This window comes from Kocuria varians, assembly GCF_006539885.1.
Classification (GTDB): Bacteria; Actinomycetota; Actinomycetes; order Actinomycetales; family Micrococcaceae; genus Kocuria; species Kocuria varians.
This window is the reverse complement of record NZ_BJNW01000008.1, coordinates 86,034-102,810: the sequence shown is the minus strand read 5'-3', so window position 1 is coordinate 102,810 and position 16,777 is coordinate 86,034. Positions and strand designations below refer to the sequence as shown.

At 71.3% G+C, this 16,777-nt stretch carries 12 protein-coding genes; 8 read left to right on the top strand and 4 right to left on the bottom strand.

What is annotated here, in order from left to right; all coding sequences use genetic code 11:
• Window positions 1-61: 61 nt before the first annotated feature.
• The 3 genes from KVA01_RS06040 to KVA01_RS06030 all read right to left on the bottom strand — a co-directional run bounded on the left by KVA01_RS06040 (window position 62) and on the right by KVA01_RS06030 (window position 5,247).
• The gene (locus tag KVA01_RS06040; protein WP_218023600.1) at window positions 62-970 is read right to left on the bottom strand and encodes an HpcH/HpaI aldolase/citrate lyase family protein; all 909 of its coding nucleotides are present in this window, start codon (window positions 968-970) and stop codon (window positions 62-64) included.
• A 368-nt stretch (window positions 971-1,338) separates the two neighbouring features.
• Window positions 1,339-3,960 (bottom strand): ATP-dependent helicase HrpB, encoded by a 2,622-nt coding sequence (gene hrpB, locus KVA01_RS06035; protein WP_068467648.1) that lies wholly within the window; start codon window positions 3,958-3,960, stop codon window positions 1,339-1,341.
• Between the two features lie 273 nt (window positions 3,961-4,233).
• Window positions 4,234-5,247: a sugar phosphate isomerase/epimerase family protein gene (locus KVA01_RS06030; RefSeq protein WP_068467941.1), complete on the bottom strand. Its 1,014-nt coding sequence runs from the start codon at window positions 5,245-5,247 to the stop codon at window positions 4,234-4,236.
• A 202-nt stretch (window positions 5,248-5,449) separates the two neighbouring features.
• Between KVA01_RS06030 and iolC the strand changes: the two genes are divergently transcribed.
• The 8 genes from iolC to KVA01_RS05990 all read left to right on the top strand — a co-directional run bounded on the left by iolC (window position 5,450) and on the right by KVA01_RS05990 (window position 15,368).
• Window positions 5,450-6,424, top strand: coding sequence for a 5-dehydro-2-deoxygluconokinase (gene iolC / locus KVA01_RS06025; RefSeq protein WP_233438781.1), 975 nt, complete (start codon window positions 5,450-5,452; stop codon window positions 6,422-6,424).
• Window positions 6,421-7,344 carry a Cgl0159 family (beta/alpha)8-fold protein gene (locus tag KVA01_RS06020; protein ID WP_068467937.1) on the top strand — a complete coding sequence of 308 codons (924 nt, stop codon included), beginning with the start codon at window positions 6,421-6,423 and terminating at the stop codon, window positions 7,342-7,344. The genes iolC and KVA01_RS06020 overlap by 4 nt, the downstream gene beginning before the upstream one ends.
• A gap of 16 nt (window positions 7,345-7,360) precedes the next feature.
• Window positions 7,361-9,289, top strand: coding sequence for a 3D-(3,5/4)-trihydroxycyclohexane-1,2-dione acylhydrolase (decyclizing) (gene iolD / locus KVA01_RS06015; RefSeq protein ID WP_068467935.1), 1,929 nt, complete (start codon window positions 7,361-7,363; stop codon window positions 9,287-9,289).
• 9 nt (window positions 9,290-9,298) lie between these two features.
• Entirely contained in the window at window positions 9,299-10,804 is a 1,506-nt protein-coding gene (locus tag KVA01_RS06010) for a CoA-acylating methylmalonate-semialdehyde dehydrogenase (protein ID WP_141269328.1), read from the top strand.
• A gap of 196 nt (window positions 10,805-11,000) precedes the next feature.
• Entirely contained in the window at window positions 11,001-11,915 is a 915-nt protein-coding gene (locus tag KVA01_RS06005; RefSeq protein WP_141269327.1) for a sugar phosphate isomerase/epimerase family protein, read from the top strand.
• A 73-nt stretch (window positions 11,916-11,988) separates the two neighbouring features.
• Complete coding sequence (locus KVA01_RS06000; protein ID WP_141269325.1) at window positions 11,989-12,969, top strand: Gfo/Idh/MocA family protein; 981 nt, start codon at window positions 11,989-11,991, stop codon at window positions 12,967-12,969.
• Window positions 12,970-12,994: 25 nt separating this feature from the next.
• Window positions 12,995-13,876, top strand: a complete 882-nt coding sequence (locus tag KVA01_RS05995) for a sugar phosphate isomerase/epimerase family protein (protein WP_141269323.1) — start codon at window positions 12,995-12,997, stop codon at window positions 13,874-13,876.
• Between the two features lie 34 nt (window positions 13,877-13,910).
• Window positions 13,911-15,368, top strand: coding sequence for a sugar porter family MFS transporter (locus KVA01_RS05990; RefSeq protein WP_141269321.1), 1,458 nt, complete (start codon window positions 13,911-13,913; stop codon window positions 15,366-15,368).
• Between the two features lie 138 nt (window positions 15,369-15,506).
• Here KVA01_RS05990 and KVA01_RS05985 read toward each other — a convergent pair whose 3' ends face one another.
• Window positions 15,507-16,718, bottom strand: coding sequence for a Gfo/Idh/MocA family protein (locus KVA01_RS05985; RefSeq protein WP_141269319.1), 1,212 nt, complete (start codon window positions 16,716-16,718; stop codon window positions 15,507-15,509).
• Between the last annotated feature and the right edge of the window lie 59 nt (window positions 16,719-16,777).

The following is a 16,777-nucleotide window of genomic DNA, read 5'->3' as shown; positions in this document are numbered from 1 at the left end:
GCACCTTCCCGGTGCGGGGCGTCGTTCGTGCTGAGCGGCGTCGTTCGTTCTACGAGCGGACTCAGCAGTGGTAGGTGTCCGTGGGGGCCTCGAAGTGCATGTCGTAGCCCTCCGGCAGGCGCATGCCGAACGCCGTGGCCAGGCCCAGCACCTTGCGGGCGCGCGCCAGGCGCGGGAGGTCGGAGCCGTTGCGGATCTGGCCGCCGTCTGCCTCGAACTCCTGCAGGAACTCGGTGGCCCAGGACAGCTCGTTCAGAGACGGGGAGAGGCCCTCGTTGACCGTGGCGGTCTGCTCGGGCATGAGGCAGAGCTTGCCGGTCATGCCGAACTCCAGGGTCACGCCGGCGGCCTCCGCGAGCTTCGCACCGAGGGCGCCCACGGCCGGACCGTCGATGGGGCCGGGCAGGTTCGCCGCGCGGGAGGCGATGGTGAACTGCGAGCGTGTGTAGGCCAGCGCCGTGGGGCTCTCGCCGAAACCGGTGTCACGGCGGTAGTCGCCGATCCCGAACGCCAGGCGGTAGGTGGAGCGGGCCGTGGCGATGTCCTGCAGGTTCTGCACGCCGCGGGCGGTCTCCACGAGCGCGACGATCCGGGTGCCGCGCAGCATCTCCGCGGTGCGGGTCACGTGCTCCGGGGACTCGGTCATCGCGAGCATCACGCCGTCCAGGCCGGGGACGTCCCGCAGGGCGCGGAGGTCGTCCTCCCACCACGCCGTGCCGAAGCCGTTGATGCGGACCCAGGCACGGTTGTACTGGCCGTTCTCGCCGCGGCGGCCGAGCCACTGGATGACGTTCTCCCGGGCCTGGGCCTTGTCCGCCGGGGCCACGGAGTCCTCGACGTCCAGGACCACGGCGTCCGCCGCACTCTGCGCGGCGACGTCGAAGCGCTCGGTGTGGGAGCCGTTGACGAGCAGCCACGAACGGGCGAGCTCGGGGCCCACGGTGGGCATGTCGGTCGGGTCGATGGTCATCGTGTCGGCTTCGGTGTCGGCAAACGTGGTCATGGTCTCACTTCGCGATCTGTGTCTGAGAACGGACACGCCCCCGCGGTCCTCGGGCACGGTCCCGGCAACGGCCGCTCGGCCCAGCGTGTCACGGGCGGGGCGTGCGGCGGCGCACCGGGTGGTGCGCGAGTGGTGGGATGGCGCGGGTCGGCCGACGCGCCGGACCCACCCGGAGGTGGAGCGGTGGGTGCGGGATCGGCCGCCAGTCTGGTGCCCGGCGGCGCCACGTCATCAGGTGGATGGGTGGAGCTGCCGCGCGCTCGGTGGCGCGCACGGGCAGAAACGGTGCTTTCACCGTAACGCACGTCACAGGGGCAACTCAAACGGGCCTCCCCTCAGCGCTCCCGGCGCAGCGCCCGCGAGGTCTTCGCCGTGGCCACCGCGTTCCAGGGGTCCTCCGGCCACGGGTGCTTGGGGTAGCGCCCGCGCATCTCCGCGCGGACCTGGGCGTACGGGCCGGACCAGAAGGAGGCGAGGTCGTCCGTGATGGCGAGCGTCGCGCGGCCCGGGGACAGCAGGTGGAACTGCACGGGCACGCGACCGTCCACCACGCGCGGGGTCGCCGCCCACCCGAAGCACTCCTGCAGCTTCACCGCCACCACGGGCGGCTGCTCGGGCTCTGCGTCCGAGAACACCGGTGGGTAGTCGATCCGAGCGGTGTTCCCGCTGGGGACGGCCAACCGGTGCGGGACGAGCTCGTCGAGACGCGCCGCCTCGGGCCACGGCAGCAGCCGGCGCAGGGCGTCCGCCACGCGGATCGAGCGCAAGGAGGCGCCGCGGGCGAGGTCCCGCAGCTCGGGGCCGAGCCACGTGTCCAGGGAGGCGACCAGGGCGGCGTCGTCCACGGCGGGCCAGGGCTCGCCCAGGTGGCGGTGGAGCAGGGCGAGGCGGGCGCGCAGGGCGCGTGCGGCGTCGTCCCAGGGCAGCAGGTCCAGACCGTCCCGGACGAGCGCGTCCCGGACCGCGGCGCCGCCGGTCTCGGGGTCCGCGGTGACCGGGGTGGCCGAGAGCTCGATCGCGCCCACCGCTCGCACGCGGCGCGTGAGCACGCGGCCGTTCGCGAAGCTCGCCCTCGTCTCCTCGCGGGCGAGCGTCCCGGCGGTGAGCTGAGCGGTGTCCGCGTCCAGCGGCGCGGCGGCCCGGATCACGGCACCGGTCCCGGCGGCCGCGCGACCCGCGGCACGGCTGAGCTCCGCCACGGCGAGCCACTCGTGGTGGCGCAGCGGGCTGCCCGCCTCCAGGCCCGCGCGGGTCCCGGAGGCCAGCAGCCACTGGTCACCACTCGCGTCCACGCGGCGCGCGATCCACTCGGGCCGGGCGAGCGCGACGACGGCGCCCTCCCGCGACTCGGCAGGCACGGCTCCCTCGGGCGGGCCGGCTTCAACCGCCCGTTGCTCGTCATAGGTCCCCGGTGCGTCCACCATCCGTTCCAGCCGGGCGACGTCGCGCGTCCATCGGGCGGCGTCCCCCGCTTTGCCCCCGCGGAGGGCCCGGAGATGGGCGGGAACGTCGGCACCCTGGATGCGCGGGGCGTCAGAGAGGGCAGCCAGCACCTGCGCCGTGAGGCGCGAGCCCACGAGGTCGGAGCCGTCCAGCAGTGCGCGGCCCCAGCGCGGGTCCACGGGCAGCGTCATCAGCACGCGGCCGAGCTCGGTGGCGCGGCCGCCCTCGTCGGTCGCGCCGAGCCCGCGCAGCACCTCCTCGGCATCCGCCCGCGCCCGCGGGGGCAGGGGGTCCGGCAGTGCGAGACCGTCCCCGCCGGGTGAGCCCCACACGGCGAGCGCCAGGCACGCGACCGTGAGGTCCGCGGTGCGCACCTCGGGAACGGTGTGGGCGGGCATGGCGCCCCAGGCGGCGTCGTCGTAGCAGCGCACGGCGGTGCCCGGCCCCTGGCGTGCCGCGCGGCCCGCCCGCTGCTCCGCGGAGGCCTTCGACGCCGAGACCGTCACAAGCCCGGAGATTCCCCGACCGGCGTCCCGGCGCGGCTGGCGCGCGAGCCCCGAGTCCACGACGAGCCGCACGCCGGACACCGTCAGCGAGGACTCCGCGAGGGACGTGCCCACCACGATGCGCGGCGGGTCCCCCGGCGCGCGCCCGGCCACCGCGCGGTCCTGCTCGCGGGGCGGGAGCTGTCCGTGGAGTTCGAGGACCTCCACGCCCGGGGCGCGCAGCTCCGCGGCGACCCGGGCGACCTCGCGGGCACCGGGCAGGAACACGAGCGCGTCCGCGGAGGGGTCCTCGGCGAGCGCGCGGGTGTGGGCGCGGGCCGTCACGCGGGCCACGTGGGAGAGGAACGCGGGGGTGACGCCGCGCTCGTCGAGCCGCTGCGGCCCGGGTTCCCACACGACGTCGAGCGGGTGCAGTGCGGAGGGGCAGTCCACGACCGGCGCGGGCTCGTCCCCGCCGAGCAGCGCGGCGAACCGGGCGGCGTCCACGGTCGCGGACATCGCCACCAGCACCAGGTCCTCGCGCAGCTGCCGCAGCTCCGCGAGCATCCCCACGAGCAGGTCCGACTCCACGCCGCGCTCGTGCACCTCGTCCAGCACCACCGCCGCCGTGCCGGGCAGCTCGGGTTCGCTCAGCAGGCGGCGCAGCATGATGCCGGGGGTCACGAACTCCACGCGGGTCCGCGCGCTCGTCCGGTGCTCACCGCGCACGCTCCAGCCGACGACGTCGCCCGCCGTGGTTCCCGTGAGCGCGGCAAGTCGGCGCGCGGCGGCCCGTGCTGCGACCCGGCGGGGCTGGACGACGACCACGCGGCCCGCGTTCGGCTCAGCCTCATCTCCCGCGGCCACGAGGTCCGCCACGACGGGCGGCACCACGGTGGTCTTGCCGGTGCCGGGTGGCGCCTGGACCACGGCGACGCCGCCGCGCAGCGCCTCCCGCAGCCGCGGCACCGACGCCGTGAAAGGCAGGTCCCGGCCGATCCGGTCCAGGTCGAAGGGGTGGGAGGCCATGGCCTCACCCTAAGCGCACGCTGCCCACATGAGCAGGCTCCTGCTTCGCGTCGACCGGCTGGGGCGGCCGAGGCCCGGGGCGACGGCGCAGCCACCCCCGCCCGGCCCAGTTCACGCGCTGTGCAGTGAAGCAAATGCAGCTGAACGGCACAAAATCTGCAACAACGGAGCAAATGCGGCGGGCATTGGGGGCCGAGGGCGGGGGCCGGCAGGCAGGGAGTCGGGCTGGGCGGCGCGGACGGGGGCCGGCGGCGTCGTCCCCTGGGGCCGCTCCTACCGCAGCCCGGCGAGCTCCGCGGCCTCGCGCAGGGTGTCCGCGGCCATCCGCAGCCCGTCCTGCGCGGACATGGAGACGTCCTCGTGCTCGATGTTCACGCACATGGTCTCCCCCGTGGACCGCTCCACCTCGGAGAGTGCGCGCAGGAACTCGGCCCAGTAGCCGGCGTCGTGACCCACGCCCACGGTGACGAAGTCCCATGAGGACTCACGCGGCCACTCGTTGACGTACTCGTCCCCGCCCAGGGACGTGCGCTGCTCGTCCGGGGCGAGGCGGCGGAAGCGCTCGTCCAGCACGCCGGCGGTCTCGCAGTTCTCGCGGTTGATGCGGATGTCCTTGGCCGCGGCGTGGAACGTGAGAGGCCCGAGGCGGCGCACGCAGGCCACGGGGTCCATGAGCTGCCAGAACAGGTGGGAGGCGTCCAGCTCCACACCGATGTTCGTGGCGCCGCTCCGCTGCACGAGGCGCTCCGCCGTGGGCGGGTTGAACACGAGGTTCTGGGGGTGCAGCTCCAGAGCGACCTTGACCCCGTGCTCGCGGGCCAGGGCGTCCACCGGTTCCCAGAACTCGGCGAGCCGGTCCCACTGCCACTCGAGCGAGTCCAGAGCGTGGGAGCCCCACGTGTTGACGTTCCAGGCCGGGTACTTCCCGCCCGGGTCGGAGGCGGGCAGCCCGGACATCGTCACCACGCGGGTCTGCCCCAGGGCGGCGGCCGCGCGGATCGAGCGCTTGATGTCCTCGGCGTCCTCCGGGCCGATTGACGGGTCCGGGTTCAGGGGGTTGCCGTTGCAGTTCAGCCCGAGGATCTCCAGACCGCGGTCCTCGAAGCGGCGGCGATAGCGCTGCGCGGCGGAGTCGCTGCGCAGGATCTCGTCCACCGGCAGGTGCACGGGCGGCAGGAAGCCCCCGGAGCTGACCTCCATGCCGTCCAGCCCGAGCGCGGCCACCTGGTCCAGCGCGTCCTCGAGGGACAGGTCGTGCAGGATCGCGTTGTAGACACCGAACTTCATGCTGTGCTCCTCTCGCCCGCGGGCGGGCGCGGATCGGGTGCCGGTGGCACCGGGACGGCCGGGACCGGAGCGGTCCGGTGCGCTCCAGGCTAGAACACATTTCCGACTTTGTCTGCACAAAGGTTTGACAGGACATATTCCCCGAGTCAGACTGGACGCGTACCGGGGACCACCCCGAACCGTTCGACGGAAGGACCGGCCCGTGAGCCATGACCTGCTGACCATGGGGCGCATCAGCGTGGACATCTACCCGAACGACATCGGGGTCCCGCTCTCGGACGTGACCTCGTTCGGGAAGTACCTGGGCGGCTCCCCGTCCAACGTGGCGGTGGCCGCCGCGAAGTACGGGCGCAGCGCCGCCGTCATCACCCGCACCGGGGACGACCCGTTCGGCGAGTACCTGCACCGCGAGCTGCGCCGCTACGGCGTGGACGACTCCATGGTCTCCCCCGTGCAGTGCCTCCAGACCCCGGCCACGTTCTGCGCGATCATGCCGCCGGAGGACTTCCCCCTCTACTTCTACGGCCGCTTCCCCACCGCCCCGGACTGGAAGATCACCCCCGAGGAGATCGACGTCCAAGCCGTGCGGGACGCCAGGGTCTTCTGGACCACGGTGACCGGGCTCGCGCAGTCCCCGGCGCGGGAGGCCCAGCTGCACGCCCACGCCGCCCGCCCCCGGGAAGAGCTCGGGGAGGGCCGGCACACGGTCCTGGACCTCGACTACCGCCCCATGTTCTGGGACTCGCAGGCGGACGCCACCGAGCAGGTGCGCAAGAACCTGCAGTACGCGAGCATCGCCATCGGCAACCGGGAGGAGTGCGCCGTCGCCGTGGGTGACGGTTCCCCGGACGAGCAGGCGGACCGACTGCTGGAGGCCGGCGTGAGCATGGCCGTGGTCAAGATGGGCGCGCAGGGTGTGATGGCCAAGACCGCGTCCGAGACCGTGATCTCCGCACCCGTGCCCGTGGAGACGAAGAACGGCCTGGGTGCCGGGGACTCCTTCGGCGGGGCATTCGTCCACGGCCTGCTCTCCGGCTGGCCGCTGCAGCACGTGCTGGACTTCGCGAACGCCGCCGGGGCCATCGTGGCCTCGCGCATCGCGTGCTCGGAGGACATGCCGCTGCAGCAGGACGTCATGGACCTGCTGACCGCACGGGACCGGGGGTTCCAGGCATGAACGCGACGTCGCCCCTGGTCAGGCCGCCGGCTCCCGGCTCCACGGACCCCGCGCGCTACGAGGACCTCACCCGGATCCGACTCGAGGACCCGGACGCCGTGCAGCGCGCCGCGGACGCCCGCGTGCCCCACGCCCGGCCCGTCCACGGCACCCAGAACTTCATCGTGGCCGCGGACCACCCGGCGCGCGGCGCCCTGTCCGTGCGCGGCGTGGCGGATGCCATGGCGGACCGCCGCGACCTCCTGGACCGCCTGCTCACCGCGCTCGCGAACCCCGCGGTCGACGGCGTACTGGCCTCCCCGGACATCCTCGACGACCTCCTGCTCCTCGGTGCGCTGGACGGCAAGCTCGTGTTCGGCTCTATGAACCGCGGCGGACTCTCCGGGCTCGTCAACGAGATCGACGACCGCTTCACCGGCCACACCGCACGCCACCTCAAGCGCCTCGGCGCGGACGGCGGCAAGATGCTCACCCGCATCCACTACGGCGACCCCGCAACCGTCGTCGCCCTGGAGAGCACCGCCCACGCCGTGGACGCGCTCGCCGAGCAGAGCCTCTACGCGATGGTCGAGCCGTTCATCTCTGAGACCGTCAATGGAGCGATCCGCAACGACCTCTCCCCGGAGGCCGTGATCCGCTCCGCCGCGATCGCCTCGGGCCTCGGTGCGAGCAGCGCCCGCACGTGGATGAAGCTGCCCGTGGTGCCACAGATGGAGCGCGTCATGGCGGCGACCACCCTGCCCACCGTGCTGCTCGGCGGGGACCCCACCGGCTCACCGGACGAGGTCTTCGCCACCTGGGCCGAGGCCCTCGCGCTGCCGGGCGTCCAGGGACTCACCGTGGGACGCACCCTGCTCTACCCCGAGGACGGCGACGTCGCCGGGGCCGTGGCCACCGCAGCCTCCCTGCTGCACTCCTGAAGGAATCGAGACGAACATGACACAGAAGCTCTCGGTCGCCCAGGCCGTCGTGAAGTTCCTGGGCAACCAGTACACCGTGGACGAGATCGCCGGCACCCGTTTCCGGGAGCGCACGATCCCGGGGACGTTCGGCATCTTCGGCCACGGCAACGTGGCGGGCGTGGGCCAGGCCCTGCGCCAGTTCCAGGAGCTCGAACCCGAGCTGATGCCCTACTTCCAGGGCCGCAACGAGCAGGCCCAGGTGCACCAGGCCGTGGGCTACGCCCGGCACACGCGGCGTCGCCAGACCTTCGCGGTGTCGACGTCGATCGGGCCGGGTTCCACGAACATGGTCACCGGCGCGGCGCTCGCCACCACCAACCGGCTGCCCGCCCTGCTGCTGCCCTCGGACGTGTTCGCCACCCGGGCCACGGACCCGGTGCTGCAGCAGCTCGAGCGCCCGGACGCCTACGACGTCACGGTCAACGACGCCTTCCGCCCAGTCAGCCGCTACTTCGACCGCGTGTGGCGCCCGGAGCAGGTCTTCTCCGCGCTGCTCAACGGCATGCGCGTGCTGACCGACCCGGTGGAGACCGGTGCCGTGGTGATCTCCCTGCCGCAGGATGTCCAGGCGGAGGCCGTGGAGGTCCCGGACGAGTTCCTGGCACCCCGCGAGTGGCGCATCCGCCGCCCGGAGCCGGAGGACGTGGACGTCCGCGCCGCCGTGGCGCGCATCCGCTCCGCCGAGAAGCCCGTCATCATCGCCGGTGGCGGCGTGGCGTACGCGTTCTCGCAGGACGAGCTGCGCCGGTTCGCGGAGGCCACCGGGATCCCCGTGGCGTACACGCAGGCCGGGGTGGGCGTCATGGACTGGGACCACCCCCTGTGCGTGGGCGCGGTAGGCTCCACGGGTTCCACCGCCGCGAACGCGCTCGTGCGGGACGCGGACCTCGTGATCGGGATCGGCACGCGCTACGAGGACTTCACCACCGCCTCCCGCACCGCGTTCCAGAACCCGGACGTCTCCTTCGTGAACATCAACGTGGCGAGCTTCGACGCCTTCAAGCACGGCTCCACGGTGCCCATGGTGGCCGACGCCCGCAAGGCACTCGTCGCGCTGAACGCGGCCTCCGAGGGCATCCGCGTGAGCGACGCCCTGAGCACCGAGATCGGCGCCCAGAAGCAGCGCTGGGACGACATCGCGGACACCGCGTTCGCCGAGCGCTTCCGCCCGGTGATGTCCCAGAACGAGGTGATCGGGCGGGTCAACGAGGCCATGGACGACCACGACGTCGTGATCTGCGCCGCGGGCTCCCTGCCCGGTGACCTGCACAAGCTGTGGCGCGTCAAGGACCCCTTCGGCTACCACGTGGAGTACGCGTACTCGTGCATGGGCTACGAGATCCCGGGCGGGCTCGGCGTCAAACGGGCCGTGCTCGACCACGGGGAGGACCGCGACGTCGTCGTGACCGTGGGGGACGGCTCGTACCTCATGATGCACACCGAGCTCGTCACCGCGGTGGCGGAGGGCCTGAAGCTGATCGTGGTGCTGCTGCAGAACCACGGCTACGCGTCCATCGGCGCGCTGTCCGAGTCCCTGGGCTCGCAGCGCTTCGGCACCAAGTACCGCTACCTGGACGAGAAGCAACACAGCTTCGACCACGGGGACACCCTGCCCATCGACCTCGCCGCGAACGCCGAGTCCCTGGGCGTGCGCGTGATCCGCGTGGCACCGGGTGAGAACACGGGGGCGGACCTCTCGGAGGCCGTGGCCGCGGCGAAGGCCCTGCCGGAAGGGTCGGGCCCCGTGCTGATCCACGTGGACACGCTGCTCGAGGCGGACGCGCCGTCCTCCGAGTCCTGGTGGGACGTCCCCGTCACGAGCGTGTCCGAACTCGCCTCCACGCAGGAGGCCTACCAGACCTACCACGCCCAGAAGTCCACGCAGCGCCCGCTGCTCAGTTAGGAGAAGCACATGACCACTGAGATCCTGCACTTCATCGACGGCCAGGAGGTCGCCGGGGCGGGAGAGGACCGCCAGGACGTCTTCAACCCGGCGACCGGCCAGGCCACCGGTTCCCTGCACATCGGCTCCCCCGAGGACCTGCAGGCCGCGGTGGCTGCCGCGAAGAAGGCTGCCGAGTCCTGGAACGACATCTCGATCGCCAAGCGCACCGCCATCCTCTTCAAATTCCGCGAACTGGTGCACGCGCACACGGACGAGCTCGCGGAGATCATCACCTCCGAGCACGGCAAGGTCTTCTCGGACGCGAAGGGCGAGGTGGGCCGCGGCCTGGAGGTCGTGGAGTTCGCGTGCGGCATCTCCGAGCACCTCAAGGGGGAGTTCTCGGAGCAGGCCTCCACCGGCATCGACGTCTACTCGTTCCGCCAGCCGCTCGGCGTGGTCGCGGGAATCACCCCGTTCAACTTCCCCGTGATGGTGCCCCTGTGGATGGCGCCGGTCGCAATCGCCGCGGGCAACACGTTCATCCTCAAGCCCTCCGAGCGCGACCCCTCCGCCGCGATGCTCCTGGCCCGCCTGTGGAAGGAGGCAGGTCTGCCGGACGGCGTGTTCAACGTGCTGCACGGCGGCAAGGAGATGGTGGACGGGCTGCTCACGCACGAGGACGTGGACGCGATCTCCTTCGTGGGCTCCACCCCCATCGCCAAGTACGTCTACGAGACGGGCACCCGCAACGGCAAGCGCGTCCAGGCGCTGGGCGGGGCGAAGAACCACGCGGTGATCATGCCGGACGCGGACATGGACAACGCCGCCGAGCACCTCAACGCCGCGGCCTTCGGCTCCGCCGGTGAGCGCTGCATGGCCATCTCCGTGGCCGTGGCGGTGGGCGACGCCGCGGACCGGGTGATCGAGAAGGTCAAGGCCCTGGGTGAGGGCGTCACCGTGGGCAACGGCATGGAGAAGGGCTCGGACATGGGCCCGGTCATCACGCCGCAGGCCAAGGAGCGCATCACGCGCATCATCACCGAGGCGGAGCAGGACGGCGCCGCGCTGGTGCTGGACGGCCGCGACCTGGTGGTGCCCGGCCACGAGGAGGGCTTCTTCGTGGGGCCCACGATCATCGACCAGGGGCGCCACGAGATGGCCGCCTACGAGGAGGAGATCTTCGGGCCGGTGCTCGTGGTGCTGCGGGTGGACTCGCTGGAGGAGGCCATCAACCTCATCAACGCCAACCCGTACGGCAACGGCACCGCGATCTTCACGCAGAACGGCGCGGCGGCCCGCACGTTCCAGCGCAAGGTCACGGTGGGCATGATCGGCGTGAACGTGCCGATCCCGGTGCCGGTCGCGTGGCACTCCTTCGGCGGCTGGAAGAACTCGCTGTTCGGTGACCTGCACATCTACGGTCCGGACGGCATCCGCTTCTACACGCGCGGCAAGGTGGTCACGCAGCGCTTCCCGGAGCCCGAGAGCATCTCCGGGGCCTCGTTCAACATGCCCACGAGCGGGGACCACTGAGTCCTCCCCGGCTCGTCCCTGTGCCCCGGGTGCGGCCGATCCGTCGGCCGTACCCGGGGCACCGTCGTCACACAGGAATTCCCCGGGCGAAAGTGTCGCCACTCACACTGGCAATTAATACTATGTCCTTACATACGGACGAATACCGGACCCTCTCGGGAGGGCCCCCGACCGACGACGAAAGCGTGGCACCGGCATGAGCGAGAACCAGCTGATCATCGGCACCGCCCCGGACTCCTGGGGTGTGTGGTTCCCGGAGGACGAGAAGCAGACACCGTGGCAGCGGTTCCTCGACGAGGTCGCGGAGGCCGGGTACAAGTGGATCGAGCTGGGCCCCTACGGGTACCTGCCCACGGACCCGCAGACGCTGGCACGTGAGCTGAAGGCCAGGGACCTGCAGATCAGCGCGGGCACCGTGTTCACCGCGTTCCACCGCGGCGCCGGGACCTGGGACGAGGCGTGGGAACCCGCCCGCCGGGTCGCGGAGCTTACGGCCGCGATGGACGCGAAGCACGTCGTCGTGATCCCCGCCCTGTGGCGCGACGACAAGACCGGCGAGGCCGTGGAGGACCGCACGCTCAGCGAGCAGCAGTGGGAGGACCTCGCCGCGGGCCACGACCGTCTGGGCCGCACGCTGCAGCGGGAGTTCGGACTGTTCCAGCAGTTCCACTCGCACGCGGACTCGCACGTGGAGACCATGCCGCAGATCGAGAAGTTCCTGGCCATGACGGACCCCTCGCTGGTCACGCTGTGCCTGGACACCGGCCACGCCGAGTACGGCGGGGCGTCCTCCGTGGAGCTGATCCGCAACCACCCCGAGCGCATCGGCTACCTGCACCTGAAGCAGGTCCACCCGGACGTCCTCGCCCGCGTGCGCGCCGAGGACATGACGTTCAAGGACGCCACGGCCGCCGGCGTGATGTGCGAGCCGCCGCAGGGGCTGCCGGACCTGCGCGAGGTGATCGAGCACGCCGAGTGCCTGGGCCGGCCGCTGTTCGGGATCGTCGAGCAGGACATGTACCCCGTGGCGAGCTTTGACGACCCCCTGCCCATCGCCTCCCGGACCTGCACGTACCTGCTCTCGTGCGGCTCCCGGACCACCGTGGCCTGAGCGCCACCCGCCGCACTCCTCCCGCTGCGCGCCACCGCCGCAGGGGAACCCGACCGAAGGGAGCACCGCCACCATGAGCGAAGACCTGAGAATCGCCGTCGTCGGCGCCGGACGCATGGGTTCGGACCACATCGAACGCATCCACCACCGCATGCGGCGGGCGCGGATCACCGCGATCGTCGACATCGACGAGGCCAGGGCGCAGGCCGCCATCGAGGGCATCGAGGGTGCCCGCGTGTACACCGACTTCACGGAGGCCATCACCTCCGGGGACGTGGACGCCGTGCTCGTGGCTACCCCGGGCTTCCTGCACGAGGACGTCCTGCTGCCCACCCTCACGCAGGGCCTGCCCATCCTGTGCGAGAAGCCGCTCACCCCGGACTCCGAGTCCGCGTGGCGCGTGGTGCAGGCCGAGTCCGCGCTGGGCCGCAAGCTGATCCAGGTGGGCTTCATGCGCCGTTTCGACGCCGGGTACCGCCGGATCCGCGAGGCCGTGGCCTCCGGCGAGCACGGCGAGCTGCTCGCCCTGGACTGCGAGCACATCAACCCGGACGTCCCCGCCGCCTACACGGGCGGCAACCTGATCGACGACACCGTGGTGCACGAGTTCGACGGCGTGCGCTTCCTCACCGGCGAGGAGATCGTCGCGGTCCAGGTCCGCACCGGCAAGGACTCCCGGAAGGTGCAGACCGACGGCCTGAAGGACCCCGCCCAGATCCTCATGGACACCGAGTCCGGTGTGAGGGTCTCGGTGAACACGCACGTGACCGCGCAGTACGGCTACGCCGTGACCACGCGCGCCGCGTTCGAGCAGACCCACCTGCAGGAGGGCGTGGACCAGGTGCTGCCCGGCTTCGAGGAGCGCTTCGTGGACGCGTACGACACCGAGGTGCAGGACTGGATCGACGGCTGCCTGCGCGGCGAGATTGCCGGCCCGGACGCCTGGGACGGCTACGCCGCCGCCGCGTGCTGCGAGGCCGGACTGCGCGCCGTCGCCGCCCCCGGCACCACCGTGGACGTGGAGCTGAACGAGAAGCCCGAGCTGTACCGCTGAGCGGTCAGGACCCGAGGAGAACACCGTGAAGATCGCGCTCGACCCCACCCCGTTCCACTCCACGCACTCGCTGCTGGAGTTCCCCCGCGTGGTCAAGGACCTGGGGTACGACTACATGCAGATGACCCCGCACCCGGACTTCATCCCGTTCTTCACGCACCCCACGGCGGACGACCAACTGGTCTCGGACCTCGCCCGGGCGCTGAAGGACACGAACGTGGAGATCGCGTCCATCCTGCCCGTGCTGCGCTGGTCCTCCCCCGTGGAGGAGGAGCGCGAGGCCGCGGTGCGCAAGTGGAAGCGGGTGATCCAGATCGCCGTGGACCTGGGAGTGACCCAGCTGAACACCGAGTTCTCCGGGCGCCCGGAGCGCTACGAGGAGTCCGAGAACAGCTTCCACCGCTCCATGGAGGAGCTGCTGCCGATCATCGAGCGCGAAGGTCTCAACGTGGCGATCGACCCGCACCCGGACGACTTCGTGGAGCGCGGGCTCTCCGCGTGGCGCGTGATCCGCGGGCTGAACTCCCCGAACATCGGGCTGACGTACGTGGCGTGCCACACCTTCCACATGGAGGACGAGCCCCTGGAGATCATGCGCGCGGCGGGCAGCCGGGTGCGCGTGGTGCACGTGGCGGACTCCATGGACCACCACCGCTCCCACGGGCTGCGCTACATCACCAATCCCCCGGGCAACCCGGTGCGCGTGCACCAGCACCTGAAGATCGGGGACGGGGACGTCAACTGGGACGAGTTCTTCTCGGGTCTGTCGGAGATCGGCTTCCTGGGCGATCCTGACACCGTGATGGTCTCCAGCGTCTTCGCGGAGAACGAGAAAGCCCCGGAGGTCTCCCGGTACCAGCTGCAGACCATGCAGGACAAGATCCACCAGGCCATCAGCGAGCGCTGAGCGGCTCGTACGGCACAACGGCAAAGGAGCCAACATGTCGCAATCATCCGCCGGTCCGGTGGCCGGCAGTCCCGGGGCCACGCAGCTTCCACCGCTGAAGCCCGGGCCCCACACCCGACGCCTCGGCTTGGTCGCCCTCGTGGCCACCTTCGGGGGTCTGCTCTTCGGCTACGACACCGGCGTGATCAACGGTGCGCTGCTGCCGATGTCCGAGGAGCTGGGGCTCAACGCCCAGTCCGAGGGCACCGTGACGAGCACCCTGCTGATCGGTGCCGCGTTGGGCGCCGTGTCGATCGGCCGCCTCTCGGACGGCTGGGGTCGACGCAAGACGATCCTGCTGCTCGCCGTCCTGTTCTTCGCGGGCACCCTGGCGTGCGTCTTCGCCCCGGGCCTTGCGATCCTGCTGGTCGGGCGCTTCGTGCTGGGCCTCGCCGTGGGCGGCGCGTCCACCGTGGTCCCGGTGTTCCTCGCGGAACTCGCCCCGTACGAGATCCGCGGCTCCCTCTCCGGGCGCAACGAGCTGATGATCGTGATCGGCCAGCTCGCGGCGTTCATCGTCAACGCGATCCTGGGCAACGCCCTGGGCCACCTCGACGGCGTGTGGCGGATCATGCTCGCGGTCTGCGCCATCCCCGCGGTCTTCCTGTTCTTCGGCATGCTGCGCATGCCGGAGTCCCCTCGCTGGCTGATCTCCAAGGGCCGGTACGACGAAGCCCTGGAGGTGCTCAGGACCATCCGCTCGCAGGACCGCGCGGAGGCCGAGATGGGCGAGGTCGAGCGGGTCAGCGAGCTCGAGGCCAAGGAGCACGAGACCGGCATCTCCTCGGTGCTCAAGAACAAGTGGCTGCTGCGCATCCTGCTCGTGGGGGTGGCCCTGGCGGTCTTCCAGCAGCTCACCGGCATCAACTCGGTCATGTACTACGGCCAGATCATCCTGCGCGACGCCGGCTTCGGCGCGGACGCCGCCCTGATCGCGAACATCGCCCCGGGCGTGATCGCCGTGGTCGGCGGCTTCATCGCCCTGTGGATGATGGAGAGGATCAACCGCCGCACCACCATCATCACGGGCTACGTGCTGGTCACGATCTTCCACCTGCTGATCGGGCTGTCCGCCGCGTTCTTCCCCGAGGGCAGCGCGGCCCGCCCGTACGTGATCCTGGTGCTGGTCGTGTGCTTCGTGGGGTCCATGCAGACGTTCCTGAACGTGGCCACGTGGGTGCTGCTCTCGGAGATCTTCCCGCTGCACATGCGCGCCGTGGGCATGGGCATCACGGTCTTCTGCCTCTGGATGGCCAACGCAGCGCTGAGCTGGGTATTCCCCTCCCTGATCGCCTCGATCGGCATCAACGGCTCGTTCTTCAGCTTCGCGGCTGTCAACGCCGTGGCAGCCCTGGTCATGTGGAAGTTCCTCCCAGAGACCCGCGGCCGCACCCTGGAGGCCGTGGAGGAGGACGTCACCACCGGTGCGATCTTCACCGTGAACAAGAAGTAGTCCCGCTCCCCCGCCACACGAGGAACGCCCGGTCCGCTGCCAGCGGGCCGGGCGTTCGTCGTCGGCGGTGGTGACCCCGCGAGACCCCCTGGGGAATCCCTGCGGACGTCCCCGAGGTGCTCCGTGGGGCTCACGGTCTCAGCGGGTGATCGCCACCTCGCGGCCGCCCTGCTGCGCGGAGTCCGCGACCGCCTGGATGACCTCCAAGGTGTGCAGCCCGTCCGCGAAGGAGGCGCACGGCTGCAGGCCGCTCGGCCGGCCCACGACCTGCTCCAGGAACGCCCGGGCCTGGATCACGAAGTTCTCGTTGTAGTTCCAGCCGTTGCCGGGGGCGTCCATCGCGCAGGAGTTGGCGAACAGCGGGGTCTCCGGGTTGATCAGCACCCGGCGGGGGCCGCGCGTCTGGTAGCCGGCCTGGGCGTCGTCGTACTCGAACTCGGCGGGCTTGTCGATGCGCCACGAGGCCTGCGCCCGCGGCCCGACCACCTGGTAGGCCTGCCCGTTGGGCGAGCCGAAGGCCACGCGGGAGATCGTGTACGTACCGATCGCGCCGTTGGCGAAGGTGCACGTGAAGGTCAGGAAGTCCTCGTTCTCCACGGGCTCCACCTCGTCCGAGACCTCCGCGTGCGCGTGGCCCACCACGTTGCCCACCGGCAGGGGGCGCTCCTTGTGGACGGTGTCCATGAACGCGCCGCGCACGGCCGTGATGGGGCCGTTGAGGAACTCGCCGGTGTCGATCACGTGCGAGCCGAGGTCCCCCAGCGCACCCGAGCCCGGGGCGCCCTTGTAGCGCCAGGACATGGGGGCGCGGGGATCGCACGAGTAGTCGGCCAGGTACGTGGCGATGAAGTTGCTGACCGGGCCGAACTCGCCGTTCTCCACCCGCTCGCGGATCGCGTTGAGCGCCGGGGTGCGGCGCACCGTGTAGCCGGTGGCAGTGATCAGCGGGCGGCCCGCGGAGTCCGTGCGGGAGCCGTGCTCGCGCTCGAGCTCGACCATGGCCCGCGCATCCTCCAGGTTGCCCGCGAGCGGCTTCTCGCACAGCACGTGCTTGCCGGTCTCCAGCAGCCCCTGGGCGATCTCGCGGTGCAGGGCGTTGCCCACCACGATGCTCACGGCGTCGATGCTCGGGTCCTCCGCGACCTGGCGCCAGTCCGAGTACGTGGTCTCGAAGCCGTAGCGGCGCGCGGCGTCCTCGCCGAGCGGCACGTTGGCGTCCGCGATCGCGGCGAGCCGGATCTTCGGGAACACGGAGTCGTAGACGGTGCCCGCCTGGCGGTACCCGTAGGCGTGGGCACGGCCGGCCATCCCGGCCCCGACGACGGCGACGGACAGTTCTTCTGCGCTCATGACGATCCTCACTTAATGATCCGCTTGTTAGTATGTCCGTACAATTATCCGGGGGTGGG

Excerpts from the sequence above, each read along its gene's own strand:
- KVA01_RS06040 (WP_218023600.1), bottom strand. The coding sequence starts at position 970 with ATGACCATCGACCCGACCGACATGCCCACCGTGGGCCCCGAGCTCGCC.
- KVA01_RS05985 (WP_141269319.1), bottom strand. The coding sequence starts at position 16,718 with ATGAGCGCAGAAGAACTGTCCGTCGCCGTCGTCGGGGCCGGGATGGCC.
- KVA01_RS06010 (WP_141269328.1), top strand. The coding sequence starts at position 9,299 with ATGACCACTGAGATCCTGCACTTCATCGACGGCCAGGAGGTCGCCGGG.
- KVA01_RS06030 (WP_068467941.1), bottom strand. The coding sequence starts at position 5,247 with ATGAAGTTCGGTGTCTACAACGCGATCCTGCACGACCTGTCCCTCGAG.
- KVA01_RS06000 (WP_141269325.1), top strand. The coding sequence starts at position 11,989 with ATGAGCGAAGACCTGAGAATCGCCGTCGTCGGCGCCGGACGCATGGGT.
- hrpB (WP_068467648.1), bottom strand. The coding sequence starts at position 3,960 with ATGGCCTCCCACCCCTTCGACCTGGACCGGATCGGCCGGGACCTGCCT.
- KVA01_RS06005 (WP_141269327.1), top strand. The coding sequence starts at position 11,001 with ATGAGCGAGAACCAGCTGATCATCGGCACCGCCCCGGACTCCTGGGGT.
- iolD (WP_068467935.1), top strand. The coding sequence starts at position 7,361 with ATGACACAGAAGCTCTCGGTCGCCCAGGCCGTCGTGAAGTTCCTGGGC.
- KVA01_RS06020 (WP_068467937.1), top strand. The coding sequence starts at position 6,421 with ATGAACGCGACGTCGCCCCTGGTCAGGCCGCCGGCTCCCGGCTCCACG.
- KVA01_RS05990 (WP_141269321.1), top strand. The coding sequence starts at position 13,911 with ATGTCGCAATCATCCGCCGGTCCGGTGGCCGGCAGTCCCGGGGCCACG.